The sequence below is a fragment of the Enterobacter sp. MG-EB028 genome, from assembly GCF_056673305.1.
In genome coordinates, this window is the sequence record NZ_CP195079.1 from 715,637 (window position 1) to 740,829 (window position 25,193).

The 25,193-nt window shown below is 54.9% G+C and carries 19 protein-coding genes and 1 pseudogene; 17 read left to right on the forward strand and 3 right to left on the reverse strand.

Annotation, left to right across the window (positions count from 1 at the left end):
• Positions 1 to 6 precede the first annotated feature (6 nt).
• The 3 genes from tal (at position 7) to ACR42C_RS03365 (ending at position 3,103) form a co-directional block, all read left to right on the forward strand.
• Entirely contained in the window at positions 7 to 960 is a 954-nt protein-coding gene (gene tal / locus ACR42C_RS03355) for a transaldolase (RefSeq protein ID WP_474483069.1), read from the forward strand.
• A 110-nt stretch (positions 961 to 1,070) separates the two neighbouring features.
• Positions 1,071 to 1,658, forward strand: a complete 588-nt coding sequence (gene mog / locus ACR42C_RS03360) for a molybdopterin adenylyltransferase (protein ID WP_479984756.1) — start codon at positions 1,071 to 1,073, stop codon at positions 1,656 to 1,658.
• 122 nt (positions 1,659 to 1,780) lie between these two features.
• Positions 1,781 to 3,103 (forward strand): MFS transporter, encoded by a 1,323-nt coding sequence (locus tag ACR42C_RS03365; RefSeq protein ID WP_479984757.1) that lies wholly within the window; start codon positions 1,781 to 1,783, stop codon positions 3,101 to 3,103.
• Here the strand turns inward: ACR42C_RS03365 and satP are convergent.
• A complete protein-coding gene (gene satP, locus ACR42C_RS03370) occupies positions 3,080 to 3,646 on the reverse strand; it encodes an acetate uptake transporter (RefSeq protein ID WP_061099280.1) in 567 nt (188 codons plus the stop codon). The two genes, ACR42C_RS03365 and satP, sit on opposite strands and share 24 nt — an antisense overlap.
• Before the next feature lie 296 nt (positions 3,647 to 3,942).
• Between satP and dnaK the strand changes: the two genes are divergently transcribed.
• The 4 genes from dnaK to nhaR all read left to right on the forward strand — a co-directional run bounded on the left by dnaK (position 3,943) and on the right by nhaR (position 9,396).
• Entirely contained in the window at positions 3,943 to 5,856 is a 1,914-nt protein-coding gene (dnaK, locus tag ACR42C_RS03375) for a molecular chaperone DnaK (RefSeq protein WP_163330292.1), read from the forward strand.
• An 87-nt stretch (positions 5,857 to 5,943) separates the two neighbouring features.
• Positions 5,944 to 7,089, forward strand: a complete 1,146-nt coding sequence (dnaJ, locus tag ACR42C_RS03380) for a molecular chaperone DnaJ (RefSeq protein WP_008502040.1) — start codon at positions 5,944 to 5,946, stop codon at positions 7,087 to 7,089.
• Positions 7,090 to 7,262: 173 nt separating this feature from the next.
• Positions 7,263 to 8,438 (forward strand): Na+/H+ antiporter NhaA, encoded by a 1,176-nt coding sequence (nhaA, locus tag ACR42C_RS03385; RefSeq protein WP_479984758.1) that lies wholly within the window; start codon positions 7,263 to 7,265, stop codon positions 8,436 to 8,438.
• Between the two features lie 58 nt (positions 8,439 to 8,496).
• A complete protein-coding gene (gene nhaR, locus ACR42C_RS03390) occupies positions 8,497 to 9,396 on the forward strand; it encodes a transcriptional activator NhaR (protein ID WP_080328999.1) in 900 nt (299 codons plus the stop codon).
• Between the two features lie 57 nt (positions 9,397 to 9,453).
• Here nhaR and rpsT read toward each other — a convergent pair whose 3' ends face one another.
• Positions 9,454 to 9,717 carry a 30S ribosomal protein S20 gene (rpsT, locus tag ACR42C_RS03395; RefSeq protein WP_003856458.1) on the reverse strand — a complete coding sequence of 88 codons (264 nt, stop codon included), beginning with the start codon at positions 9,715 to 9,717 and terminating at the stop codon, positions 9,454 to 9,456.
• Between the two features lie 101 nt (positions 9,718 to 9,818).
• Here rpsT and ACR42C_RS03400 point away from each other — a divergent pair.
• The 10 genes and pseudogenes from ACR42C_RS03400 (at position 9,819) to ACR42C_RS03445 (ending at position 22,033) form a co-directional block, all read left to right on the forward strand.
• A pseudogene (locus ACR42C_RS03400) lies at positions 9,819 to 10,037 on the forward strand (DUF2575 domain-containing protein).
• Positions 10,038 to 10,044: 7 nt separating this feature from the next.
• Positions 10,045 to 10,971 carry a bifunctional riboflavin kinase/FAD synthetase gene (gene ribF, locus ACR42C_RS03405; RefSeq protein WP_116342430.1) on the forward strand — a complete coding sequence of 309 codons (927 nt, stop codon included), beginning with the start codon at positions 10,045 to 10,047 and terminating at the stop codon, positions 10,969 to 10,971.
• A 45-nt stretch (positions 10,972 to 11,016) separates the two neighbouring features.
• Positions 11,017 to 13,833 (forward strand): isoleucine--tRNA ligase, encoded by a 2,817-nt coding sequence (gene ileS / locus ACR42C_RS03410; RefSeq protein ID WP_479984759.1) that lies wholly within the window; start codon positions 11,017 to 11,019, stop codon positions 13,831 to 13,833.
• Positions 13,833 to 14,333: a signal peptidase II gene (gene lspA, locus ACR42C_RS03415; protein ID WP_028015470.1), complete on the forward strand. Its 501-nt coding sequence runs from the start codon at positions 13,833 to 13,835 to the stop codon at positions 14,331 to 14,333. The genes ileS and lspA overlap by 1 nt, the downstream gene beginning before the upstream one ends.
• 52 nt (positions 14,334 to 14,385) lie before the next feature.
• Complete coding sequence (gene fkpB, locus ACR42C_RS03420; RefSeq protein ID WP_003856450.1) at positions 14,386 to 14,835, forward strand: FKBP-type peptidyl-prolyl cis-trans isomerase; 450 nt, start codon at positions 14,386 to 14,388, stop codon at positions 14,833 to 14,835.
• Between the two features lies 1 nt (position 14,836).
• The gene (gene ispH / locus ACR42C_RS03425) at positions 14,837 to 15,787 is read left to right on the forward strand and encodes a 4-hydroxy-3-methylbut-2-enyl diphosphate reductase (RefSeq protein WP_316379709.1); all 951 of its coding nucleotides are present in this window, start codon (positions 14,837 to 14,839) and stop codon (positions 15,785 to 15,787) included.
• Between the two features lie 205 nt (positions 15,788 to 15,992).
• Positions 15,993 to 16,814, forward strand: coding sequence for a 4-hydroxy-tetrahydrodipicolinate reductase (gene dapB, locus ACR42C_RS03430; protein WP_163330295.1), 822 nt, complete (start codon positions 15,993 to 15,995; stop codon positions 16,812 to 16,814).
• 454 nt (positions 16,815 to 17,268) lie between these two features.
• Positions 17,269 to 18,417, forward strand: a complete 1,149-nt coding sequence (carA, locus tag ACR42C_RS03435) for a glutamine-hydrolyzing carbamoyl-phosphate synthase small subunit (protein ID WP_010427050.1) — start codon at positions 17,269 to 17,271, stop codon at positions 18,415 to 18,417.
• An 18-nt stretch (positions 18,418 to 18,435) separates the two neighbouring features.
• A complete protein-coding gene (carB, locus tag ACR42C_RS03440; protein WP_008502028.1) occupies positions 18,436 to 21,660 on the forward strand; it encodes a carbamoyl-phosphate synthase large subunit in 3,225 nt (1,074 codons plus the stop codon).
• A gap of 139 nt (positions 21,661 to 21,799) precedes the next feature.
• On the forward strand, positions 21,800 to 22,033 hold the full coding sequence (locus ACR42C_RS03445; RefSeq protein ID WP_116342438.1) for a YgdI/YgdR family lipoprotein: 234 nt from the start codon (positions 21,800 to 21,802) through the stop codon (positions 22,031 to 22,033).
• 47 nt (positions 22,034 to 22,080) lie between these two features.
• On the opposite strand, the gene ACR42C_RS03450 is transcribed toward ACR42C_RS03445, so the two are convergent.
• Positions 22,081 to 24,918 (reverse strand): autotransporter family protein, encoded by a 2,838-nt coding sequence (locus ACR42C_RS03450; RefSeq protein WP_479984760.1) that lies wholly within the window; start codon positions 24,916 to 24,918, stop codon positions 22,081 to 22,083.
• Positions 24,919 to 25,193: the final 275 nt, after the last annotated feature.

Sequence of the window (25,193 nt, forward strand, 5' to 3'; positions counted from 1 at the left end):
ACTATCATGACGGATAAATTGACCTCCCTTCGTCAGTTCACCACTGTCGTAGCTGACACCGGAGATATCGCGGCAATGAAGCTGTACCAGCCGCAGGATGCCACAACTAACCCTTCTCTGATCCTTAACGCCGCACAGATCCCTGAGTATCGCAAACTGATTGACGAGGCTGTGACCTGGGCGAAAGCACAGAGCAATGACCGCGCGCAGCAGGTTGTGGATGCTACTGATAAACTGGCAGTGAACATCGGTCTGGAAATTCTGAAGCTGGTTCCGGGCCGTATCTCTACCGAAGTGGATGCACGTCTCTCCTACGACACCGAAGCGTCAATCGCGAAAGCAAAACGCCTGATCAAACTTTACAACGATGCGGGTATCAGCAATGACCGTATCCTGATCAAACTGGCGTCGACCTGGCAGGGCATTCGCGCTGCTGAGCAGCTGGAAAAAGAAGGCATCAACTGTAACCTGACCCTGCTGTTCTCCTTCGCACAGGCACGTGCGTGTGCGGAAGCAGGCGTGTACCTGATTTCTCCGTTCGTGGGCCGTATTCTGGACTGGTACAAAGCCAACACCGATAAGAAAGAGTACGCACCGGCTGAAGATCCAGGCGTGATTTCTGTGACTGAAATCTACGAATACTACAAACAGCATGGCTATGAGACTGTGGTTATGGGCGCAAGCTTCCGTAACGTCGGTGAAATCATCGAGCTGGCTGGCTGTGACCGCCTGACCATCGCGCCTGCGCTGCTGAAAGAGCTGGCAGAGAGCGAAGGTTCCCTGGAGCGTAAACTGTCCTACACCGGTGAAGTGAAAGCACGCCCAGAGCGCATCACCGAATCCGAGTTCCTGTGGCAGCACAACCAGGATCCAATGGCCGTAGACAAACTGGCGGACGGTATCCGTAAGTTTGCTGTTGACCAGGAAAAACTGGAAAAAATGATCGGCGACCTGCTGTAATCATTCTGCGTGACCGGGCTCCCGGTCACGCGTCTTCTTCTGATCCCTGTCTGAATTTTCCCTCTGCGTGTATCATTCCCTTTAATCAGTACTTTTTGAATGGAATGGATATGAATACCTTACGCATCGGCTTAGTGTCGATTTCTGACCGCGCCTCCAGCGGCGTTTACCAGGATAAAGGCATCCCCGCTCTGGAAGCGTGGCTGGCGAGTGCGCTGACCACCCCGTTTGAGATCCAGACTCGCCTTATCCCCGACGAACAACCGATCATCGAGCAGACCTTGTGTGAGCTGGTGGATGAGATGAGCTGTCACCTTGTGCTGACCACGGGCGGAACCGGCCCCGCGCGCCGGGATGTGACGCCAGACGCGACGCTGGCTATCGCCGATCGTGAAATGCCGGGCTTCGGTGAACAGATGCGCCAGATCAGTCTACACTTTGTCCCGACGGCGTTCCTTTCCCGGCAGGTGGGGGTGATCCGCAAGCAGGCGCTGATTCTGAACCTGCCGGGACAGCCGAAGTCGATCAAAGAGACGCTGGAAGGATTAAAAGCCGAGGACGGCAGCGTCATTGTGCACGGCATATTTGCAAGTGTACCGTATTGTATACAGTTGCTTGATGGGCCGTACGTGGAAACTGACGACAAAGTGGTAGCAACATTTCGTCCTAAAAGCGCACGCCGCGAGACAATCTCCTGAAATTAACTAAAATGTGACATTAGCGCCAGCCGCAGTAGCGTGTAAATGGATTTACGATATAGTAATTTTTTATTTACGATTGCTGTAAAAAATAATCCACAACACATGCACAATGGTTCGCTATGTCACATAACACCCGACCTCTGAATCGACAGGACTACAAAACCCTCACGCTCGCCGCCTTAGGCGGCGCGCTGGAGTTTTACGACTTCATCATCTTTGTCTTCTTCGCCGCCGTGGTGGGGGCGCTCTTCTTCCCGGCTGATATTCCGGAATGGCTGCGTCAGGTGCAAACCTTCGGCATTTTTGCTGCCGGGTATCTGGCGCGTCCGCTGGGCGGCATCATCATGGCCCACTTTGGCGATCTTGTCGGGCGTAAGAAGATGTTTACCCTGAGCATCCTGCTGATGGCGGTGCCGACGCTGGCCATTGGCCTGCTGCCAACTTATACCTCAATGGGCATTCTCGCCCCACTATTGCTGCTGCTGATGCGCATTCTCCAGGGCGCGGCTATCGGCGGGGAAGTGCCGGGGGCCTGGGTGTTTGTGGCGGAGCACGTTCCTGCCCGCCGCATCGGTATCGCCTGCGGAACGTTAACGGCGGGGCTGACCGTCGGGATCCTGCTGGGGTCGGTGGTGGCGACGATAGTCAACACCAGCATGACGCAGCAGGCCGTGCACGACTGGGGCTGGCGTATTCCGTTCCTGCTGGGTGGGGCGTTTGGCCTGGTGGCAATGTACCTGCGTCGCTGGCTGCAGGAGACGCCTATTTTCCTCGAAATGCAGCAGCGCAAAGCGCTGGCGCAGGAGCTGCCGGTCAAAGCCGTCGTGGTGCGTCATAAAAAAGCGGTGGTGGTGTCGATGCTGCTCACCTGGCTGCTGTCGGCGGGCATTGTGGTGGTGATTTTGATGTCGCCGGTGTGGCTGCAGAAACAGTACGGTTTCGCCCCTGCCGTGACCTTACAGGCGAACAGTATCGCGACAATCATGCTCTGCTTTGGCTGTCTGGCCGCCGGGCTGGCGGCGGATCGTTTCGGTGCCAGCCTGACTTTTATTGTCGGCAGCCTGCTACTGGCCGCGTCGAGCTGGGCGTTCTACCATCTGGCGGGCACTCATCCTGAACAGCTGTTCCTGCTGTACGGTATCGTGGGGCTGTGCGTGGGCGTAGTGGGTGCTGTGCCTTACGTCATGGTGCGCGCCTTCCCGCCGGAGGTTCGCTTCACCGGGATCTCGTTCTCTTATAACGTCGCGTATGCCATTTTCGGCGGGCTGACGCCGATAGTGGTCACGGTGATGATGGGGGTGTCGCCGATGGCGCCTGCCTGGTATGTACTCGCGCTCTCGCTGATGGGGCTGGGATTAGGCGTTTGGCTTCGTCAGGCGGGAGAATATCGTGCCCGCGAGGCGGGCACGACAGAGGGCTCAGTGTTTTTCACCAATCGGTAAAATGGTGCGGTCAAACTGTTCGTTCAGCACTTCACCCATTGCCAGGTAAATAGCGCTTGCGCCGCACACCAGGCCAATCCAGCCTGCTACGTGAACGATGCCTTCGTTATCCGCCAGGTGGCCAATCGCCAGCAGGGCGAACAGCACGGTCAGGCTCAGGAAGACGAACTGCAGCGCGCGGTTGCCTTTCAGGGTGCCGAAGAACATGAACAGGGTGAAGACGCCCCACAGGCCCAGGTAGACGCCCAGGAAGTGGGCGTTTGCCGCGTCTGCCAGGCCCATTTTAGGCATCAGCAGGATGGCGACCAGGGTCAGCCAGAACGAGCCGTAAGAGGTGAAGGCGGTTAAGCCGAAGGTGTTGCCTTTCTTATATTCCAGCAGGCCCGCGAAGATTTGCGCGATACCGCCGTAAAAAATGCCCATCGCCAGGATAATGCCGTCCATCGGGAACATCCCGATGTTGTGCAGGTTCAGCAGAATGGTGGTCATGCCAAAACCCATCAGGCCCAGCGGAGCCGGATTAGCCAACTTAGTGTTGCCCATAAGTCCTCAAAAAAATCATCATTAATATGGTGAAATGGTTAAACCCGCGTCAATTCTCCCTGACGGGGCGCGGCATCATAATGGGCGGCATCGACGCCGTCTATGATCTCATCAGGGTGAAATTAAAATTTTTTTTATCGCTCCCCCTTGATGGATGCCGTCGCGACCCCATCTTGTAGTCAACCGCAGTGTGTGGACCTGAAAAAAATCAAATCTGGGCAGTTGAAAAAGCACGTTCTGCCCTTATTACAGGTACACAACCACATGTTGACTGAATTTTTAGTGGAGACGTTTAGATGGGTAAAATTATTGGTATCGACCTGGGTACTACCAACTCTTGTGTAGCGATTATGGACGGCACTACTGCACGCGTGCTTGAGAACGCCGAGGGCGATCGCACCACGCCTTCTATCATTGCTTATACCCAGGATGGTGAAACTCTGGTTGGTCAGCCGGCTAAACGTCAGGCAGTGACAAACCCGCAAAACACCCTGTTTGCGATCAAACGCCTGATTGGCCGCCGCTTCCAGGACGAAGAAGTTCAGCGTGACGTTTCTATCATGCCTTACAAAATCATCGCGGCAGATAACGGCGATGCGTGGCTTGATGTGAAAGGCACCAAAACGGCGCCACCGCAGATTTCTGCTGAAGTGCTGAAAAAAATGAAGAAAACCGCTGAAGATTATCTGGGTGAGCCGGTAACTGAAGCTGTTATTACCGTTCCTGCGTACTTCAACGATGCTCAGCGTCAGGCAACTAAAGATGCTGGCCGTATCGCAGGTCTGGAAGTAAAACGTATCATCAACGAACCAACCGCGGCTGCGCTGGCTTACGGTCTGGATAAAGAAGTCGGCAACCGTACTATCGCGGTTTACGACCTGGGTGGTGGTACCTTCGATATCTCTATTATCGAAATCGACGAAGTTGACGGCGAAAAAACCTTCGAAGTTCTGGCAACCAACGGTGATACCCACCTGGGTGGTGAAGACTTCGATACCCGTCTGATCAACTACCTCGTTGACGAGTTCAAGAAAGATCAGGGCATTGACCTGCGTAACGATCCGCTGGCAATGCAGCGCCTGAAAGAAGCCGCTGAGAAAGCGAAGATCGAACTGTCTTCCGCTCAGCAGACCGACGTGAACCTGCCGTACATCACTGCAGACGCGACCGGTCCTAAACACATGAACATCAAAGTGACCCGTGCGAAACTGGAAAGCCTGGTAGAAGACCTGGTGAACCGTTCTATCGAGCCGCTGAAAGTTGCACTGCAGGATGCTGGCCTGTCTGTATCTGATATCCAGGACGTTATCCTGGTGGGTGGTCAGACTCGTATGCCAATGGTTCAGAAGAAAGTGGCTGAATTCTTTGGTAAAGAGCCACGTAAAGACGTGAACCCGGACGAAGCGGTTGCTATCGGTGCTGCGGTTCAGGGCGGCGTTCTGACCGGTGAAGTGAAAGATGTACTGCTGCTGGACGTTACCCCGCTGTCTCTGGGTATCGAAACCATGGGCGGTGTGATGACTGCGCTCATCAACAAAAACACCACCATCCCAACCAAGCATAGCCAGGTGTTCTCTACCGCTGAAGACAACCAGTCTGCGGTAACCATCCATGTGCTGCAGGGTGAGCGTAAGCGTGCGTCTGATAACAAATCTCTGGGTCAGTTCAACCTGGATGGTATTAACCCGGCACCGCGCGGCATGCCGCAGATCGAAGTCACCTTCGATATCGATGCTGACGGTATCCTGCACGTGTCTGCGAAAGACAAAAACAGCGGTAAAGAGCAGAAGATCACCATCAAGGCATCTTCTGGCCTGAACGAAGCGGAAATCGAAAAAATGGTTCGTGATGCCGAAGCTAACGCGGAATCCGACCGTAAGTTCGAAGAGCTGGTTCAGACCCGTAACCAGGGTGACCATCTGCTGCACAGCACCCGTAAGCAGGTTGAAGAAGCGGGCGATAAACTGCCAGCGGAAGACAAAACTGCTATCGAAGCTGCACTGAGCGCGCTGGAAACGTCTCTGAAAGGCGAAGACAAAGCGGATATCGAAGCGAAGATGCAGGAGCTGGCACAGGCTTCCCAGAAGCTGATGGAAATCGCTCAGCAGCAGCACGCACAGCAGCAGGCGGGCGCTGACGCTTCTGCGAACAACGCGAAAGACGACGACGTTGTCGACGCTGAGTTCGAAGAAGTTAAAGACAAAAAATAATCGCCCTGATGCAGGGTAATTAATCGGCACGGGCGTAGGAGAACTCTCCACGCCCGTGCTCGCATGTTAAGGGGCTTAAAAAAACCAATGGCAAAGCAAGACTATTACGAGATTTTAGGCGTTCCGAAAACTGCGGAAGAGCGTGAAATCAAAAAGGCGTATAAGCGCCTGGCCATGAAATTCCACCCGGACCGTAACCAGGGTGACAAAGAGGCTGAAGCAAAATTTAAAGAGATCAAAGAAGCCTACGAAGTCCTGACCGATGCACAAAAACGTGCGGCCTATGACCAGTACGGCCACGCAGCCTTTGAACAGGGCGGCATGGGCGGCGGTGGATTCGGTGGCGGCGGCTTTGGCGGCGGTGCGGATTTCAGCGACATCTTTGGCGATGTGTTCGGCGATATCTTTGGCGGCGGTCGTGGTCGTCAGCGCGCGGCGCGCGGCGCAGACCTGCGCTACAACATGGATCTCACTCTTGAAGAGGCCGTTCGTGGCGTCACGAAAGAGATCCGTATTCCGACGCTGGAAGAGTGTGATGTTTGCCACGGCAGCGGCGCGAAGGCGGGTACCCAGCCACAGACCTGTCCAACCTGTCACGGCTCCGGCCAGGTACAGATGCGTCAGGGCTTCTTCGCGGTACAGCAGGCCTGTCCGCACTGTCACGGTCGCGGTACGCTGATTAAAGATCCGTGCACCAAGTGTCACGGCCATGGTCGCGTTGAGAAAACCAAGACCCTGTCCGTTAAGATCCCGGCTGGCGTTGATACGGGCGACCGCATCCGTCTGGCGGGTGAAGGTGAAGCAGGCGAGCACGGCGCGCCGGCAGGCGATCTGTACGTTCAGGTACAGGTGAAACAGCACGCCATCTTCGAGCGTGAAGGCAACAACCTGTACTGTGAAGTGCCGATCAACTTCGCGATGGCGGCTCTCGGCGGTGAAATCGAAGTGCCGACGCTGGACGGTCGCGTCAATCTGAAAATCCCTGGCGAAACCCAGACCGGCAAGCTGTTCCGCATGCGCGGCAAAGGCGTGAAATCCGTTCGCGGTGGTGCTCAGGGCGACCTGCTGTGCCGCGTCGTCGTGGAAACGCCGGTTGGCCTGAACGACAAGCAGAAACAGCTGTTGAAAGAGCTTCAGGAGAGCTTTGGCGGCCCAACGGGTGAGAAAAACAGCCCGCGCTCCAAAAGCTTCTTTGATGGCGTCAAAAAATTCTTCGATGATTTGACCCGCTAGCTCGTTAGCTGGTGTTCATCTTCAAAAAGCCCGGAAGCGATTCCGGGCTTTTTTTATTTGCCGATATAGATCGGTAAAACTGAGTCTATACTCAATATTAATCTGTTTTTGCCGAGTTATTTGGCTTGGTATTATGGTTTTATCGAGGTATTGTTGTAAAAGAGAGAACATAAATGAAATTACTACACCGTTTCTTTAGCAGTGAGGCGTCTGGTGGTGTGATCCTGATTATTGCCGCGGCGGCCGCGATGGGGCTGGCTAACCTGGGCATGACCCGCGATCTCTATCACGCATTTCTGGAAACACCCGTCGAGCTGAAGGTCGGGGCGCTGGAAATTAACAAGAACATGCTGCTGTGGATCAACGATGCGCTGATGGCGGTGTTCTTCCTGTTGGTAGGACTGGAAGTTAAGCGCGAGCTGGTGCTCGGCTCGCTCGCCAGCCGCCAGCGCGCGGCGTTTCCGGTGATCGCTGCCATTGGCGGGATGGTCGTTCCGGCGCTGCTCTTCCTCGTATTTACCTGGCAGGATCCTGTCGCGCGTGACGGCTGGGCTATCCCGGCCGCAACGGATATCGCCTTTGCGCTCGGTGTCTTAGCCCTGCTCGGTAGCCGTGTTCCGGTTGCGCTGAAAATCTTCCTGATGGCGCTGGCGATTATTGATGACCTGGGCGCCATTGTGATTATCGCGCTGTTCTACACCAGCGATCTGTCGATCCTGTCCCTGAGCGTGGCCGCCGGGGCGATTGCAGTGCTGGCGCTGCTGAACATCTTCAATGTTCGCCGCATCGGTATCTATATTCTGGTGGGGATGGTGCTGTGGACGGCAGTGCTGAAATCCGGCGTGCACGCCACGCTGGCAGGCGTGATTGTCGGCTTTTTCGTGCCGCTTAAGCCGCAGGACGGAAAGTCTCCCGCTAAACAGCTGGAACACGTACTACATCCGTGGGTCGCCTTTATGATCCTGCCGCTGTTTGCGTTTGCCAACGCGGGCGTTTCCCTGCAGGGCGTTACGCTGGACGGGCTGACGTCTGTCCTGCCGCTGGGCATTATTGCCGGGCTGTTTATCGGTAAGCCACTAGGGATCAGTCTCTTCTGCTGGCTGGCGCTGAAGATGAAGCTGGCGTCGTTGCCGAACGGTACAAGCTTTGGTCAGATTATGGCCGTCGGCGTGCTGTGCGGCATTGGATTTACCATGTCGATCTTTATCTCGACGCTGGCGTTTGGCGCAAACGCGCCTGAGCTCATCGTCTGGGCGAAGCTCGGCATTCTCATCGGGTCATTACTGGCCGCAGTGATTGGCTATACCTTGTTGAAGGTGAAGTTGTCCGGACAGGCCGTCCAGGCATAGCGGAACACCGGGAGGAGGCGATCCTTCTCCCGATACACACTCAGGGAGAGAAGACGCGATGTCTCATTTAAATTACAACCACCTGTACTACTTCTGGCACGTCTATAAACAGGGCTCGGTCGTGGGGGCCGCAGAGGCGCTTTACCTGACGCCGCAAACCATCACCGGGCAAATTAAAGCCCTGGAAGAACGTCTGCAGGGTAAGCTCTTCAAGCGAAAGGGCCGTGGGATTGAGCCGAGCGAGCTGGGTGAACTGGTTTTCCGCTATGCGGACAAAATGTTCACCCTGAGCCAGGAGATGCTGGATATCGTCAACTACCGCAAAGAGTCGAACCTGCTCTTTGACGTGGGCGTGGCGGATGCGCTCTCCAAACGGCTGGTGAGCGGCGTGCTGGATGCCGCTGTGGTAGAAGATGAACAAATCCACCTGCGCTGCTTTGAATCCACCCACGAGATGCTGCTGGAGCAGCTGAGCCAGCATAAGCTGGACATGATTATCTCGGACTGCCCCATCGACTCCACACAGCAGGAGGGGCTGTTCTCAGTGAAAATTGGCGAATGCGGCGTGAGCTTCTGGTGCATCAATCCGCCGCCGGAGAAACCTTTCCCGGCCTGTCTCGAAGAGCGTCGCCTGCTGGTGCCGGGAAGGCGTTCCATGCTGGGACGCAAGCTGCTGAACTGGTTTAACTCACAGGGGCTGAACGTGGAGATCCTCGGTGAGTTTGACGATGCTGCGCTGATGAAAGCCTTCGGCGAAGCGCATAATGCGATCTTCGTGGCACCAACGCTCTATGCGCACGATCTCTATTCAGACGATAAGATCACGGAGATTGGCAGGGTAGATAACGTGATGGAAGAGTACCACGCCATATTCGCCGAAAGGATGATTCAGCATCCGGCGGTGCAGCGAATCTGCAACCGTGACTACTCGGCGCTATTTACGCCACCGGCATTCTGAAGACATAAAAAAACCCGCGTTAAGCGGGTTCTTTAAACAAGCAACAACAAGTGGCGATTAAGCCAGTTTGTTGATCTGCGCGGTCAGGTTTGCTTTATGACGCGCTGCTTTGTTTTTGTGGATCAGACCTTTAGCAGCCTGACGATCCACGATTGGTTGCATTTCGTTAAATGCGTTCTGCGCTGCAGCTTTGTCGCCAGCTTCGATTGCTGCGTATACTTTCTTGATGAAAGTACGCATCATAGAGCGACGGCTTGCGTTGTGCTTACGAGCCTTTTCAGACTGAACGGCACGTTTCTTAGCTGATTTGATATTAGCCAAGTCCAACTCCCAAATATGTTCTATGTGGACAATTCAAAGGCCGAGGAATATGCCCTCTTTGCCTTCTTTTGTCAATGGATTTGTGCAAATAAGCGCCGTTAATTAGCGACGCTACGTTACGTAGTGATGGCGCAGGATTCTACCAGCTTGTCTTTCGTGAATACAGCCTTTCGGCGTAAAAATCGCAGTTCACGGGCAGATTTTTTCGCTGTGAAAGGTCAGCCTGATGAAATCATTACGGCTTTCTGTTTTGCGCGAACAATCGCCGGTTAACCTTAACCGCTGTACAAGGTATACTTTGGCGATTTTCACTGTTTTGAGCCAGACATGAAGCTGATACGCGGCATACATAATCTCAGCAGAGCCCCACACGGGTGCGTGCTGACTATTGGTAATTTCGACGGCGTGCATCGTGGTCATCAGGCGCTGTTGCAGGGATTGCGTAAAGAAGGGGAGGCCCGTGGCCTGCCCGTTGTGGTGATGATTTTCGAGCCACAGCCGCTGGAGCTGTTCGCGGGCGATAAATCTCCCGCCCGCCTCACTCGCCTGCGCGAAAAGTTGCGCTACCTGGCAGAGTCCGGCGTGGACTACGTATTGTGCGTGCGTTTCGATCGTCGCTTTGCCGCACTGACAGCACAAAATTTCGTCAGCGACCTGCTGGTTAAGCGTCTTGGCGTACAGTTTCTCGCCGTGGGGGATGATTTCCGCTTTGGCGCTGGTCGTCAGGGCGATTTCTTGCTATTACAGAAGGCTGGTCTGGAGTACGGTTTTGACGTCACCAGCGCGATGACCTTCTGTGAAGGCGGCGTGCGCGTCAGCAGCACGGCGGTGCGTCAGGCGCTGGCTAATGATGAACTGGAGACGGCAGAAACTCTGCTGGGACATCCATTTACCATCTCTGGCCGCGTGGTCCATGGCGACGCGCTGGGCCGCACGATAGGTTTCCCGACGGCGAATATACCGCTGCGTCGTCAGGTTTCCCCGGTTAAAGGGGTCTATGCGGTGGAAGTAGCAGGACTTGGCGATAAGCCGTTTTACGGCGTTGCCAACATTGGCACGCGTCCGACCGTTGCAGGTGTGCGTCAACAGCTAGAAGTGCACCTGCTGGACGTTGTAATGGACCTTTATGGTCGCCATATAGATGTGATACTGCGTAAAAAAATACGCAACGAGCAGCGATTTGCTTCGCTGGATGAACTTAAGGCGCAAATCGCGCGAGATGAATTGACGGCCCGCGAGTATTTTGGGCTATAGAACCGGCTTAACTGCCTACGTGATAAATACGGAACCGAGAATCTGATGAGTGACTATAAATCAACCCTGAATTTGCCGGAAACAGGGTTCCCGATGCGCGGCGATCTCGCCAAGCGCGAACCGGGAATGCTGGCGCGTTGGACCGATGATGACCTGTACGGCATCATTCGTGCAGCTAAAAAAGGCAAAAAAACCTTCATTCTGCATGATGGCCCTCCATATGCGAATGGCAGCATTCATATTGGTCACTCTGTAAACAAGATTCTGAAAGACATTATCGTGAAGTCCAAAGGACTCGCGGGATATGACTCGCCTTACGTTCCGGGCTGGGACTGCCACGGTCTGCCCATTGAGCTGAAAGTGGAGCAAGAGTTTGGCAAGCCTGGCGAGAAGTTTACCGCTGCAGAGTTCCGCGCGAAGTGCCGCGAATACGCTGCCACCCAGGTTGAAGGCCAGCGCGCTGACTTTATCCGTCTGGGCGTGCTGGGCGACTGGTCGCACCCGTACCTGACCATGGACTTCAAAACCGAAGCCAACATCATCCGTGCGCTGGGCAAAATCATCGGTAACGGCCACCTGCACAAAGGCGCGAAGCCGGTGCACTGGTGCGTGGACTGCCGCTCTGCGCTGGCAGAAGCGGAAGTGGAGTATTACGACAAAACTTCACCTTCTATCGATGTGGCCTTCGAAGCGGTCGATCAGGATGCCATTAAAGGTAAATTCGGTCTGCCTGGCGTTAGCGGCCCGATCTCTCTGGTGATCTGGACAACTACCCCATGGACGCTGCCAGCCAACCGTGCAATCTCGCTCTCCGGCGAGTTCGAATACGCGCTGGTGCAGATTGATGGCCGCGCGGTTATCCTGGCGAAAGATCTGGTTGAAAGCGTGCTGAAACGCGCGAATATCACCGACTACACCGTGCTGGGTACCGTAAAAGGCGACGCGCTGGAGCTGATGCGCTTCAAACACCCGTTCCTGGACTTCGACGTTCCGGCGATCCTGGGCGACCACGTGACGCTGGACGCGGGTACCGGTGCGGTACATACCGCCGGTGGCCACGGTCCTGACGACTACAACATCAGCCTGAAGTACGGTCTTGAAATCGCCAATCCGGTTGGCCCGGACGGTTCTTACCTGCCTGGCACCTATCCGGCGCTGGACGGCATCAACGTCTTCAAAGCGAACGACATTATCGTTGACATGCTGCGCACCAGCGGCGCGCTGCTGCACGTCGAGAAAATGCAGCACAGCTATCCGTGCTGCTGGCGTCACAAGACGCCAATCATCTTCCGTGCGACCCCGCAGTGGTTCGTTAGCATGGATCAGAAAGGCCTGCGCGAGCAGTCTCTGAAAGAGATCAAAGGCGTGCAGTGGATCCCGGACTGGGGCCAGGCGCGTATCGAATCCATGGTGGCTAACCGTCCTGACTGGTGTATCTCCCGTCAGCGTACCTGGGGCGTGCCGATGTCTCTTTTCGTGCATAAAGAGACGCAGGAACTGCATCCGAACACCCTGGAACTGATTGAAGAAGTGGCGAAGCGCGTTGAAGTTGACGGAATTCAGGCGTGGTGGGATCTCGACGCCCGTGACATCCTGGGCGCGGACGCGGACAACTACGAGAAAGTGCCGGATACCCTGGACGTGTGGTTCGACTCCGGGTCTACTCACGCCTCCGTGGTCGATGTGCGTCCGGAGTTTGCCGGTCACGCTGCCGATATGTATCTGGAAGGCTCTGACCAACACCGCGGCTGGTTCATGTCATCTTTGATGATCTCCACCGCGATGAAGGGTAAAGCGCCTTACCGTCAGGTACTGACTCACGGCTTCACCGTGGATGGACAGGGCCGTAAGATGTCCAAATCCATCGGTAACACCGTCTCTCCGCAGGACGTGATGAACAAGCTGGGCGCGGATATCCTGCGCCTGTGGGTAGCCTCTACCGACTACACCGGCGAAATGGCGGTATCTGACGAGATCCTGAAGCGTGCTGCTGACAGCTATCGTCGTATCCGTAACACCGCGCGCTTCCTGCTGGCGAACCTGAACGGTTTTGATCCAGTGAAAGACATGGTGAAACCGGAAGAGATGGTCGTGCTGGACCGCTGGGCGGTAGGCTGCGCGAAAGCGGCACAGGAAGACATCGTTAAGGCGTATGAGTCCTACGACTTCCACGAAGTGGTGCAGCGCCTGATGCGCTTCTGCTCCATCGAGATGGGCTCGTTCTACCTCGACATCATCAAAGACCGCCAGTACACCGCGAAGGCGGACAGCGTGGCGCGCCGTAGCTGCCAGTCCGCGCTGTTCCATATCGCAGAAGCGCTGGTGCGCTGGATGGCGCCGATAATGTCCTTCACCGCAGATGAAATCTGGGGCTATCTGCCTGGCGACCGTGAGAAATATGTCTTCACCGGCGAGTGGTATGAAGGTCTGTTCGATCTCTCCAGCACCGAAGCAATGAACGATGCCTTCTGGGACGAGCTGCTGAAAGTGCGTGGCGAAGTGAACAAGGTGATCGAGCAGGCGCGTGCTGATAAGAAAGTTGGTGGCTCTCTGGAAGCGGCAGTGACTCTGTACGCCGAACCTGAGCTGGCGGCGAAGCTGACCGCGCTGGGCGATGAATTGCGATTTGTCCTGTTGACCTCCGGTGCAAAAGTTGCGGATTATGCCGAGGCTTCTGCTGATGCTCAGCAGAGCGAGCTGCTCAAAGGGCTGAAAGTCGCGCTGAGCAAAGCCGAAGGTGAGAAGTGCCCGCGCTGCTGGCATTACACTACCGATATCGGCCAGGTGGCGGAACACGCAGACATCTGCGGACGCTGTGTAAGCAACGTCGCCGGTGACGGCGAAAAACGTAAGTTTGCCTGATGAGTAAAACTCTCTGTTCAACAGGACTGCGCTGGCTGTGGCTGGTTGTGGTGGTGCTGATTATCGATCTGGGCAGCAAGTTCCTGATCCTCCAAAATTTTGCTCTGGGGGAGACGGTTTCGCTGTTCCCGTCGCTTAACCTGCACTATGCACGCAACTACGGCGCGGCGTTTAGCTTCCTTGCCGACAGCGGTGGCTGGCAGCGCTGGTTCTTTGCGGGTATCGCTCTCGGTATCTGCGTGGTGCTGGCCGTGCTGATGTACCGCTCAAAGGCCACGCAAAAGCTGAATAACATTGCCTACGCGCTGATCATTGGCGGCGCGCTGGGCAACCTGTTTGACCGCCTGTGGCACGGCTTTGTGGTCGATATGATCGACTTCTACGTCGGCGACTGGCACTTCGCGACCTTTAACCTGGCCGATACCGCAATTTGCATCGGTGCGGCGTTAATCGTGCTGGAAGGCTTCTTGCCTAAACCGGCCGCGAAAGAGCAGGCGTAACACACTCGCCCGGTGGTGTAATGCCACCGGGCAAAACAAGCGAGCAATTTGCATGTCTAAATCCGTACAGAGCAACAGCGCGGTTCTCGTTCACTTCACGCTGAAGCTGGATGACGGCTCCACCGCCGAATCCACCCGCAATAACGGCAAACCTGCCCTGTTTCGTCTCGGCGATACCTCCTTGTCTGAAGGTCTTGAGCAGCAGCTCCTGGGCCTGAAAGAGGGGGAGAAAAAAGCGTTCTCGCTGGAGCCGGATGCCGCGTTTGGCGTGCCAAGCCCGGACCTGATCCAGTATTTCTCGCGCCGCGAGTTTATGGACGCGGGCGAACCGGAAATCGGGGCGATTATGCTCTTTACCGCTATGGACGGCAGCGAAATGCCTGGCGTGATCCGCGAGATTAACGGCGACTCTATCACCGTTGACTTCAACCATCCGCTTGCCGGGCGTACCGTTCATTTTGATGTTGAAGTGCTGGAGATCGATCCGGCACTGGAGGCCTGAAATGCAGATCCTGTTGGCTAACCCGCGCGGCTTCTGCGCCGGTGTAGACCGCGCTATCAGCATTGTTGAAAATGCGCTGGAGATTTACGGCGCGCCAATTTACGTGCGTCACGAAGTGGTGCATAACCGCTACGTGGTGGACAGCCTGCGCGAGCGCGGCGCTATTTTCATCGAGCAGATCAGCGAAGTGCCGGACGGTGCGATCCTGATCTTCTCCGCGCACGGCGTCTCTCAGGCGGTGCGTAACGAAGCGAAAAGCCGCGATTTAACCGTTTTCGACGCAACCTGCCCATTAGTGACGAAAGTGCATATGGAAGTGGCGCGTGCCAGCCGTCGCGGAGAAGAGTCGATTCTGATTGGCCATGCGGGTCATCCGGAAGTCGAAGGTACCATGGGCCAGTACAGCAATCCGGAAGGGGGAATGTATCTGGTTGAGTCGCCGGAAGATGTCTTTACGCTGAACGTGAAAAATGAAGCCCGTCTGTCGTTTATGACCCAGACGACGCTCTCGGTTGATGATACCTCGGATGTGATTGACGCCCTGCGCCAGCGCTTCCCGAAAATCGTCGGGCCGCGTAAGGATGACATCTGCTACGCGACCACCAACCGCCAGGAAGCGGTGCGTGCGCTGGCTGAACAGGCGGACGTGGTGCTGGTGGTCGGCTCCAAAAACTCGTCTAACTCCAACCGTCTGGCCGAACTGGCGCAGCGCATGGGTAAAGCGGCGTTCCTGATCGACGACGCGGCGGACATCCAGGAAGCGTGGGTTAAAAATGCGGTCTGCGTTGGCGTTACCGCAGGCGCTTCCGCGCCGGATATCCTGGTGCAGAACGTGATAACCCGTCTGCAGGAGCTGGGCGGTGGCGAAGCGGTTCCGCTGGAAGGACGCGAAGAGAATATCGTCTTCGAAGTGCCGAAAGAGCTGCGTATCGACGCCCGCGAAGTGGAATAACCCCTAAACAGCGAAAAGGCCAGCATCTCATGTGCTGGCCTTTTTTTTGCCCCGTACTTTATCGTGACCACAAAATCATGTCTTTTACTGATATTTAAGTCGGTTTCACGTTAAATTCTAATTATTGGTGTTTTCAGTTGGCAGCCTCCGCGAAGGCTGGTTAATCTGAAAACGATTTACATCATTTTAACGTAAGAGAATAACTATGCATGATGCACAGATCCGTGTCGCCATTGCGGGCGCGGGTGGACGTATGGGCCGTCAGCTGATTCAGGCGGCACTTCAGATGGATGGCGTAGCGCTGGGCGCGGCGCTGGAGCGTGAAGGCTCATCGCTTTTGGGGGCCGACGCAGGTGAACTGGCGGGTGCAGGAAAGACGGGCGTTACTGTCCAGAGCAGCCTGGATGCGGTTAAAGATGACTTCGATGTGTTTATCGACTTTACCCGCCCGGAAGGTACGTTGACGCACCTGGCATTTTGCCGCCAGCACGGCAAGGGGATGGTGATCGGCACCACCGGTTTTGACGACGCGGGTAAGCAGGCCATCCAGGACGCATCAAAAGAGATCGCGATTGTCTTCGCGGCGAACTTTAGCGTGGGCGTTAACGTCATGCTCAAGCTGCTGGAGAAAGCAGCGAAGGTCATGGGCGACTATACCGATATTGAAATTGTCGAAGCCCACCACCGCTACAAGGTAGATGCGCCGTCAGGCACGGCGCTGGCGATGGGCGAGGCGATTGCTCATGCACTCGATAAAGATTTAAAAGACTGCGCGGTTTATGCCCGCGAAGGTCACACTGGCGAACGCGTACCGGGCACTATTGGTTTCGCAACGGTACGTGCGGGTGACATCGTCGGCGAACATACGGCGATGTTCGCCGATATTGGTGAACGCGTGGAGATTACTCATAAAGCCTCAAGCCGCATGACGTTTGCCAACGGCGCGGTACGTTCCGCTTTGTGGCTTAAAAACAAGAAAGATGGACTTTTTGATATGCGAGATGTGCTCGATCTCAACAATTTGTAAGTATTATTACCCATCGTGATGTGGTTATTGCAGTCGTAATTCTTTGATTGCATAGGGCAATATTTTATTGCCCTTATATTTTACCTGTTTAGCTCTTGTTTTGTTTGTTGAGCCATGAAAACACAACTATTCTTCCTGGTTTTCGTTACTGAAATGTAAATTTTGACCATTTGGTCCACTTTTTGATGCTGTGTCGACTCATTTTTCATTAAATTCGGCGCGCAAGCGTTTTCCGCAGTGATTTACCTGATCTTTTTGTCGCTTAAGCTTCACTCGCCTCACCAGATGCGCAAAAGACTAAACAAAATATCCGTTTTAAGTTGACTTTTACCCACCAAATCTCCAGAATGCCGCCGTTTGCCAAAAATCCGCTGGCAACACATTTGCATTGATCCATGACATGGTTATGAATTAATATGCAAATAAAGTGAGTGAATATTCTCTGGAGGGTGTTTTGATTAAGTCAGCGCTATTGGTTCTGGAAGACGGAACCCAGTTTATCGGTCGGGCCATAGGGGCAACGGGTTCGGCGGTTGGGGAAGTCGTTTTCAATACTTCAATGACCGGTTATCAAGAAATCCTCACTGATCCTTCCTATTCTCGCCAAATCGTTACTCTTACTTATCCTCATATCGGCAATGTCGGCACCAACGCGGCTGACGAAGAATCTTCTCAGGTACATGCGCAAGGCCTGGTCATTCGCGACCTGCCGCTGATTGCCAGCAACTTCCGCAATACCGAAGACCTCTCTTCTTACCTGAAGCGCCATAACATCGTGGCGATTGCCGATATTGATACCCGTAAGTTAACGCGTCTGCTGCGCGAGAAGGGTGCACAGAACGGCTGCATCATCGCGGGTGATAACCTCGATGCGACGCTGGCGCTGGAAAAAGCGAAAGCCTTCCCGGGCCTGAACGGCATGGACCTGGCGAAAGAAGTGACGACCGCGGAAGCCTACAGCTGGACACAGGGTAGCTGGACGCTGGAAGGCGACCTGCCGGAAGCGAAAAAAGAGAGCGAGCTGCCGTTCCACGTGGTGGCCTACGATTTTGGCGCCAAGCGCAACATTCTGCGCATGCTGGTTGACCGCGGCTGCCGCCTGACGGTGGTGCCGGCTCAGACCTCTGCCGAAGACGTATTGAAGATGAATCCGGACGGTATTTTCCTGTCCAACGGTCCTGGCGACCCGGCACCGTGCGATTACGCCATCGCCGCCATTAAGTCCTTCCTGGAAACCGACATCCCGGTATTCGGCATCTGCCTCGGCCATCAGCTGCTGGCGCTGGCGAGCGGTGCGAACACCGTTAAGATGAAGTTCGGCCACCACGGTGGTAACCACCCGGTGAAAGACATCGATAACAACACGGTAATGATCACCGCGCAGAACCACGGCTTTGCCGTCGATGAAGCCTCAATGCCGGCTAACCTGCGCGTGACCCATAAGTCGCTGTTCGATGGCACCCTGCAGGGGATTCATCGCACCGATAAGCCAGCATTCAGCTTCCAGGGTCACCCGGAAGCCAGCCCGGGCCCGCACGACGCCGCGCCGCTGTTCGATCACTTCATCGAACTTATCGAGCAATACCGTAAGACCGCTAAATAATCAGGAGCCGAGAAGACCATGCCAAAACGTACAGACATAAAAAGCATCCTGATCCTTGGCGCTGGCCCGATTGTCATCGGCCAGGCCTGTGAATTCGACTACTCCGGCGCTCAGGCGTGTAAAGCCCTGCGTGAAGAGGGCTACCGCGTTATCCTGGTGAACTCTAACCCGGCAACCATCATGACCGACCCGGAAATGGCCGATGCAACCTACATCGAGCCGATTCACTGGGAAGTGGTGCGTAAAATCATCGAGAAAGAGCGTCCGGACGCGGTCCTGCCAACCATGGGCGGCCAGACGGCGCTGAACTGTGCGCTGGAGCTGGAGCGTCAGGGCGTGCTGGCCGAGTTCGGCGTAACCATGATTGGTGCGACCGCCGACGCGATTGATAAAGCAGAAGACCGTCGCCGCTTCGACGTGGCGATGAAGAAAATCGGCCTCGACACCGCGCGTTCCGGTATTGCACACAACATGGAAGAGGCGCTGGCCGTTGCGGCTGAAGTGGGTTATCCATGCATCATCCGCCCATCGTTCACCATGGGCGGCACCGGCGGCGGTATTGCCTACAACCGCGAAGAGTTCGAAGAGATTTGCGAACGCGGTCTGGATCTTTCCCCAACCAAAGAGCTGCTGATTGATGAATCGCTGATTGGCTGGAAAGAGTACGAGATGGAAGTGGTGCGTGATAAAAACGACAACTGCATCATCGTCTGCTCCATCGAAAACTTCGATGCGATGGGTATCCACACCGGCGATTCCATCACCGTTGCGCCAGCCCAGACGCTGACCGACAAAGAGTATCAAATCATGCGTAACGCCTCGATGGCGGTACTGCGTGAAATCGGCGTGGAAACCGGCGGCTCTAACGTGCAGTTCTCCGTTAACCCGAAAACCGGCCGTCTGATTGTTATCGAAATGAACCCGCGTGTGTCCCGCTCCTCCGCGCTGGCCTCCAAAGCGACCGGCTTCCCGATTGCGAAAGTGGCGGCGAAACTGGCGGTGGGTTATACCCTCGACGAGCTGATGAACGACATCACCGGTGGCCGCACCCCTGCGTCCTTCGAGCCGTCCATCGACTACGTTGTGACTAAAATTCCTCGCTTTAACTTCGAGAAGTTCGCAGGCGCGAACGACCGTCTGACCACCCAGATGAAATCCGTCGGTGAAGTGATGGCGATTGGCCGCACGCAGCAGGAATCCCTGCAGAAAGCGCTGCGCGGCCTCGAAGTGGGCGCGACCGGCTTTGACCCGAAAGTGAGCCTGGACGACCCGGAAGCGCTGACCAAAATCCGCCGCGAGCTGAAAGACGCGGGCGCGGAGCGCATCTGGTACATCGCCGATGCCTTCCGTGCTGGCCTGTCCGTCGACGGCGTGTTCAACCTGACCAACATCGACCGCTGGTTCCTGGTGCAGATTGAAGAGCTGGTGCGTCTGGAAGAGAAAGTGGCAGAGCTGGGCATCAACGGCCTGGACGCAGACTTCCTGCGCATGCTGAAGCGTAAAGGCTTCGCCGACGCGCGTCTGGCTAAGCTGGCGGGCGTGCGCGAAGCGGAAATCCGTAAGCTGCGCGACCAGTATGACCTGCACCCGGTTTACAAGCGCGTCGACACCTGTGCGGCAGAGTTTTCTACCGACACCGCGTACATGTACTCCACCTATGAAGACGAGTGCGAAGCGAATCCGTCCGTCGACCGCGACAAGATTATGGTGCTGGGCGGCGGTCCAAACCGTATCGGCCAGGGCATCGAGTTTGACTACTGCTGCGTACACGCCTCGCTGGCGCTGCGCGAAGACGGTTACGAGACCATCATGGTCAACTGTAACCCGGAAACCGTCTCCACCGACTACGACACCTCTGACCGTCTCTACTTCGAGCCGGTTACCCTGGAAGACGTGCTGGAAATCGTGCGCATCGAGAAGCCAAAAGGTGTTATCGTGCAGTACGGCGGCCAGACCCCGCTGAAGCTGGCGCGCGCGCTGGAAGCGGCAGGCGTGCCGGTTATCGGCACCAGTCCGGATGCGATTGACCGTGCGGAGGACCGCGAGCGTTTCCAGCAGGCGGTTGACCGTCTGAAGCTGAAACAGCCTGCGAACGCCACCGTGACCGCTATCGAACAGGCTGTCGAGAAGGCGAAAGAGATTGGCTACCCGCTGGTGGTGCGTCCTTCCTACGTACTGGGCGGCCGCGCGATGGAAATCGTTTATGACGAAGCCGACCTGCGACGCTACTTCCAGACCGCGGTGAGCGTCTCCAACGATGCGCCTGTGCTGCTCGACCGCTTCCTCGACGACGCGGTAGAAGTGGACGTGGACGCCATCTGCGACGGCGAAATGGTGCTGATTGGCGGCATCATGGAGCACATCGAGCAGGCGGGCGTACACTCCGGCGACTCCGCCTGCTCTCTGCCAGCGTACACGCTGAGCCAGGAAATTCAGGACGTGATGCGTCAGCAGGTGCAAAAGCTGGCCTTCGAACTGCAGGTCCGCGGCCTGATGAACGTTCAGTTCGCGGTAAAAGACAACGAAGTTTACCTGATTGAAGTGAACCCGCGTGCGGCACGTACCGTACCGTTCGTCTCTAAAGCCACTGGTATTCCGCTGGCGAAAGTGGCGGCACGCGTGATGGCAGGCCAGACGCTGGCTCAGCAGGGCGTGACAAAAGAGATCATCCCACCGTACTACTCGGTGAAAGAAGTGGTGCTGCCGTTCAACAAATTCCCGGGCGTTGACCCGCTGTTAGGGCCAGAAATGCGCTCTACCGGGGAAGTGATGGGCGTGGGCCGCACCTTCGCAGAAGCGTTCGCGAAGGCGCAGCTGGGCAGTAGCTCCACCATGAGAAAATCAGGCCGTGCGCTGCTCTCCGTTCGTGAAGGTGACAAAGAGCGCGTGGTTGACCTGGCCGCCAAGCTGCTGAAACAGGGCTTCGAGCTGGATGCAACCCACGGTACGGCGATTGTGTTGGGCGAAGCCGGCATCAACCCGCGTCTTGTGAACAAGGTGCATGAAGGTCGTCCGCACATTCAGGATCGTATCAAGAATGGCGAATACACCTACATCATCAACACCACCGCAGGCCGCCAGGCGATTGAAGACTCCAAGCTGATTCGCCGCAGCGCGCTGCAGTACAAAGTGCACTACGACACCACCCTGAACGGCGGTTTCGCGACGGCCATGGCGCTGAACGCGGACGCCACCGAGAAGGTGATTTCGGTGCAGGAAATGCACGCGCAGATTAGCAAGTAAGACAAATTGCCCGGTGCCGTTCGGTAACCGGGCATTCTTCCTCTCTTCAGAACCTTCTGGTTTTTCATCCGCTTTCAGTCAGTTAGCCTAAAATAGTTAGGTCGATAACGAAATTCATCTGAGAGCAGGGGAAAACACCATGCAAAATAAATTACTGATCGCTTCCGTTCTGGCTGCCACGACAATGTTTACCGTGGCGGGCTGTTCGTCTAATCAGGCCGTAAAAACCACCGATGGCAGAACCATTGTCACCGACGGCAAACCGCAGGTGGATGACGATACCGGTCTGGTGTCTTACAAAAACGCTGAAACCGGCCAAACTGAGCAGATTAACCGTGACCAGGTTAAATCGATGGGCGAACTGGATAATTAAAAAAAAGCAGTGGCATCAGCCACTGCTTTTTGCTTCGCGCTGACAGATTACCAGCGGTGATTTAACAGAATATGACCGCCGTAAGCGGCATAGCTGTTTTCGCCCCATTCGCCGCTGGCACGCAGGGAGATCGTCGTGGTTTCGTTCAGGTTGCCGGTGACGCCCAGCTCTAACTGACCACGATCTTCTGGCGTATCGTTACTGACGGTTTCGTCGTTGAATGCCAGATCGTTTTGACCAGCACCTTTCAGCCAGTTAACCGCAACGTACGGCTGCCATGCGGTGACGTCTTTCTGCTGGAAGTAACTGGATTTCACGCCCAGACGACCGAAGACGCTGTCATTGTCCAGCGTGGTGACGCGAACGCCGTCGCGATCGGTATGATTTTCCTGATCGAGATAGCTGTAGATCACCTGCGCCTGCGGCTCGATCTTCCAGGTACGTTCGTTTTCAGACTGGATAACCCACGCGTGACCGACTTCAACAGACGCGGCAAAGCCTTCGCTTTCGTAGTCTTCATCGTTGCGATTGCTGGTCACTTTGTTGTTATACCAGCTATATGCGGCCCAGGTATCAATGTAGCTGCCAAGACGTAATTTCTGATCTTCCTGCCAGGTGGCGTACATCCCAACGTTGAAACCATCTACCTTGCCCTGCGCATCACGCACGTTGTGCTTCGCATCAGAGTGGGTTTTCGCCTGGCCAGCACCGAACATGCCGCCGGCTCGCAGGATACCGTTGTCCATCGGCTTGCTCATAAAATCGCTGCCGACTTGCAGAACGGTGGTGGTGGTGTCGTAGCTGACCTTATCGCCACCTGCGTCGTTCTCATGATAACGGCCTTTAACGTACATCCAGGTGTTTAGATCGTCTTCATTGCGGAAGGTGATCTGGTCACGGTCATCACGCTTATGCAGGAACATGCTTTGTGCGGCAAGGTAGTTGCCTAAATAAGCTCCCACTTCAGGGGCCATGACTTCCGGAGCATTGCTACCGTCGCTATCGGTGTTGCCGCCGTTGTCTGGGTTGCCACCGTTGTCGGTATTATCGGTGTTGTCGCCATCCGCGTTTCCACCTTCATCGGTATCATCTGCCGGTTCATCAGAAGGGGTCGCTTTTGATTCCAGATACCAGTTGCCGTCGCCGTGCTGATAGAGATTGTATTCATAAGCCCCGGCAACAACCGGTGCTGCCAGCGTCAGCTCGGCTTCAGAACTGCCGCCGACGCTCACAATTTCCATACCATTTACCGTCTGCGCACCCAAACCGCCTATATTCGTGACGCTAACACCAGACTGACCAAAGCTGCTGCCTGTAATAGTGAGATGGTCGGTTGGAGAGTTATCTTCACCAACGCTGCTGTTCAATACGATCTGGCTACCAGACGAGCCGGTGTAGTCACCGTTAATCGTAAAATTATTGCCAACGCTATTATCAGCCGCACTGAGCAACAGCGTGCCGCTATTTGTGACGTTGCCGTTTACGGTATCGATCCCGGAAACGCTTAACGTTGAGTTACCCTGAACGGCATTCCATGCTGCCAGCGTACCGCCGGTAAGAATCGCGATATTGTTGTTAACTTCGCCTGCGGTAGCAAAAGTCGCACCATTTTCAACGGTGACGGTGGCGTTACTGCCTTTGACACCGAGCGTTGCTCCGGTAGAGACCAGCGTGGTTCCGCTGTGCAGGACCGTATTTCCTGTATAGCTATTTTTGCCGGTCAGCGTCAGAGTATTGGAGTCCGTTTTTTCTACGTTACCGCTACCTGTCATGCTGGTGGCGAAGGTGGAATCGCTGCCCTGATTAAAGATGACGGTACCGTTGTTGGTCAGTCCACCGCTGAGCGTCGCTGTTTTTTGGCTATCACCCAGCTGCAGCGATGCGCCTTTTGCAACGAGGGTATTACCCGTATTGGATACCGCGCCCGACAGGGTTAACGTGCCGGTTTCTACCTGCAGAGAATCACCAGAGCCGATAATGTCGAGATTGCCCGCCAGCGTCCAGCTTTCTCCTTCCATTTTCACGCTGGCAAAGCCGTCGCCCTCATTCAGGCCAACGAAGTTGCTGTCTTCCGTGCCGGTGCCGACCAGTGTGAGGGTATTTCCTTTTGAACCAGTGGAAATAACGTCACCCTCCAGGGAGGAACCCGTGTCGAGAACCAGTGTGTTATTTTTATCGCTGGCAAACGTAATTGCGTTGGTATCACCGCCGATCGTTCCGCTATTCGTAATATCTACTTTTGCAGTATCTTTAACGTTAATACCATTTTGGGTGCCCTTCACGGTAGCGCTGTTTATAACCTTGGTATTGCCATCACTTAACGTAATAGCATCGCCGCTTGTACCGATTATTGTGCCGCTGTTATTAATACCAATGCCAATCTGAGACGTCAGGCCTGTTTTACCTTTGATCGTTGCCGTGCTGGTATTGGTTATGTTAACTGCTGAGGAGTTCTCGCTGACAAATATGCCGTTTTCCGCGCCGGTAATACCGCCATCATTATTAAAATCACCGAGTATTGACTGAATGTTTACTGCATTCCCGTTGGTAGAGGAAATGGTTGCGCCGCTCTCATTGTTAATAACGACACGTTGTGCACCAGTATTAATGTCCAGACCATTGCCTGTACCGGAAATATTGCCGTTGTTTGTGACAGTGGTGACATTAAATCCGGTTACTGACACGCCCGATTCATTACCAGCGGAGGAAATCGTGACGTCTTTACTAATAACATATTCTGAATCGGCTGAAAAATCTTGAGGTACAGAAGTTGATTGGTCAATCGTTGCAGAAAACGCAACGACAGGAGTACACATTAATAAGGCAGGAAATAGCTTGCCCAGAGTTTTGGTTGTATTGTTCAATTTAAAAAATTTGTTGCTCATGTACACATCCATTTGATTGAGAAGTAATATCAGGTAACGTATGTAAGAACGTATATTGATTTGGAAATAATGAGCTCACAGAAAAGAGCGTAAAATTATTATTTTTTCAATGAGTTATGTACAGGTTGATTTATTAAATGGTAATTTAAGATTCTCTAAAAATATCTGTAAACACTATGGTTATGTATTATTATTTTGTTGGGTGAATTTGTCGTAGCTGCATCTTAGTGCCAGCAATGCTCGCAAGGCGGCGTCGGTTGCCAATACTTGCGTTT

Coding starts and splice junctions, on each gene's coding strand:
- tal (WP_474483069.1), top strand. CDS start 7: ATGACGGATAAATTGACCTCCCTTCGTCAGTTCACCACTGTCGTAGCT.
- mog (WP_479984756.1), top strand. CDS start 1,071: ATGAATACCTTACGCATCGGCTTAGTGTCGATTTCTGACCGCGCCTCC.
- ACR42C_RS03365 (WP_479984757.1), top strand. CDS start 1,781: ATGTCACATAACACCCGACCTCTGAATCGACAGGACTACAAAACCCTC.
- satP (WP_061099280.1), bottom strand. CDS start 3,646: ATGGGCAACACTAAGTTGGCTAATCCGGCTCCGCTGGGCCTGATGGGT.
- dnaK (WP_163330292.1), top strand. CDS start 3,943: ATGGGTAAAATTATTGGTATCGACCTGGGTACTACCAACTCTTGTGTA.
- dnaJ (WP_008502040.1), top strand. CDS start 5,944: ATGGCAAAGCAAGACTATTACGAGATTTTAGGCGTTCCGAAAACTGCG.
- nhaA (WP_479984758.1), top strand. CDS start 7,263: ATGAAATTACTACACCGTTTCTTTAGCAGTGAGGCGTCTGGTGGTGTG.
- nhaR (WP_080328999.1), top strand. CDS start 8,497: ATGTCTCATTTAAATTACAACCACCTGTACTACTTCTGGCACGTCTAT.
- ribF (WP_116342430.1), top strand. CDS start 10,045: ATGAAGCTGATACGCGGCATACATAATCTCAGCAGAGCCCCACACGGG.
- ileS (WP_479984759.1), top strand. CDS start 11,017: ATGAGTGACTATAAATCAACCCTGAATTTGCCGGAAACAGGGTTCCCG.
- lspA (WP_028015470.1), top strand. CDS start 13,833: ATGAGTAAAACTCTCTGTTCAACAGGACTGCGCTGGCTGTGGCTGGTT.
- fkpB (WP_003856450.1), top strand. CDS start 14,386: ATGTCTAAATCCGTACAGAGCAACAGCGCGGTTCTCGTTCACTTCACG.
- ispH (WP_316379709.1), top strand. CDS start 14,837: ATGCAGATCCTGTTGGCTAACCCGCGCGGCTTCTGCGCCGGTGTAGAC.
- dapB (WP_163330295.1), top strand. CDS start 15,993: ATGCATGATGCACAGATCCGTGTCGCCATTGCGGGCGCGGGTGGACGT.
- carB (WP_008502028.1), top strand. CDS start 18,436: ATGCCAAAACGTACAGACATAAAAAGCATCCTGATCCTTGGCGCTGGC.
- ACR42C_RS03445 (WP_116342438.1), top strand. CDS start 21,800: ATGCAAAATAAATTACTGATCGCTTCCGTTCTGGCTGCCACGACAATG.
- ACR42C_RS03450 (WP_479984760.1), bottom strand. CDS start 24,918: ATGAGCAACAAATTTTTTAAATTGAACAATACAACCAAAACTCTGGGC.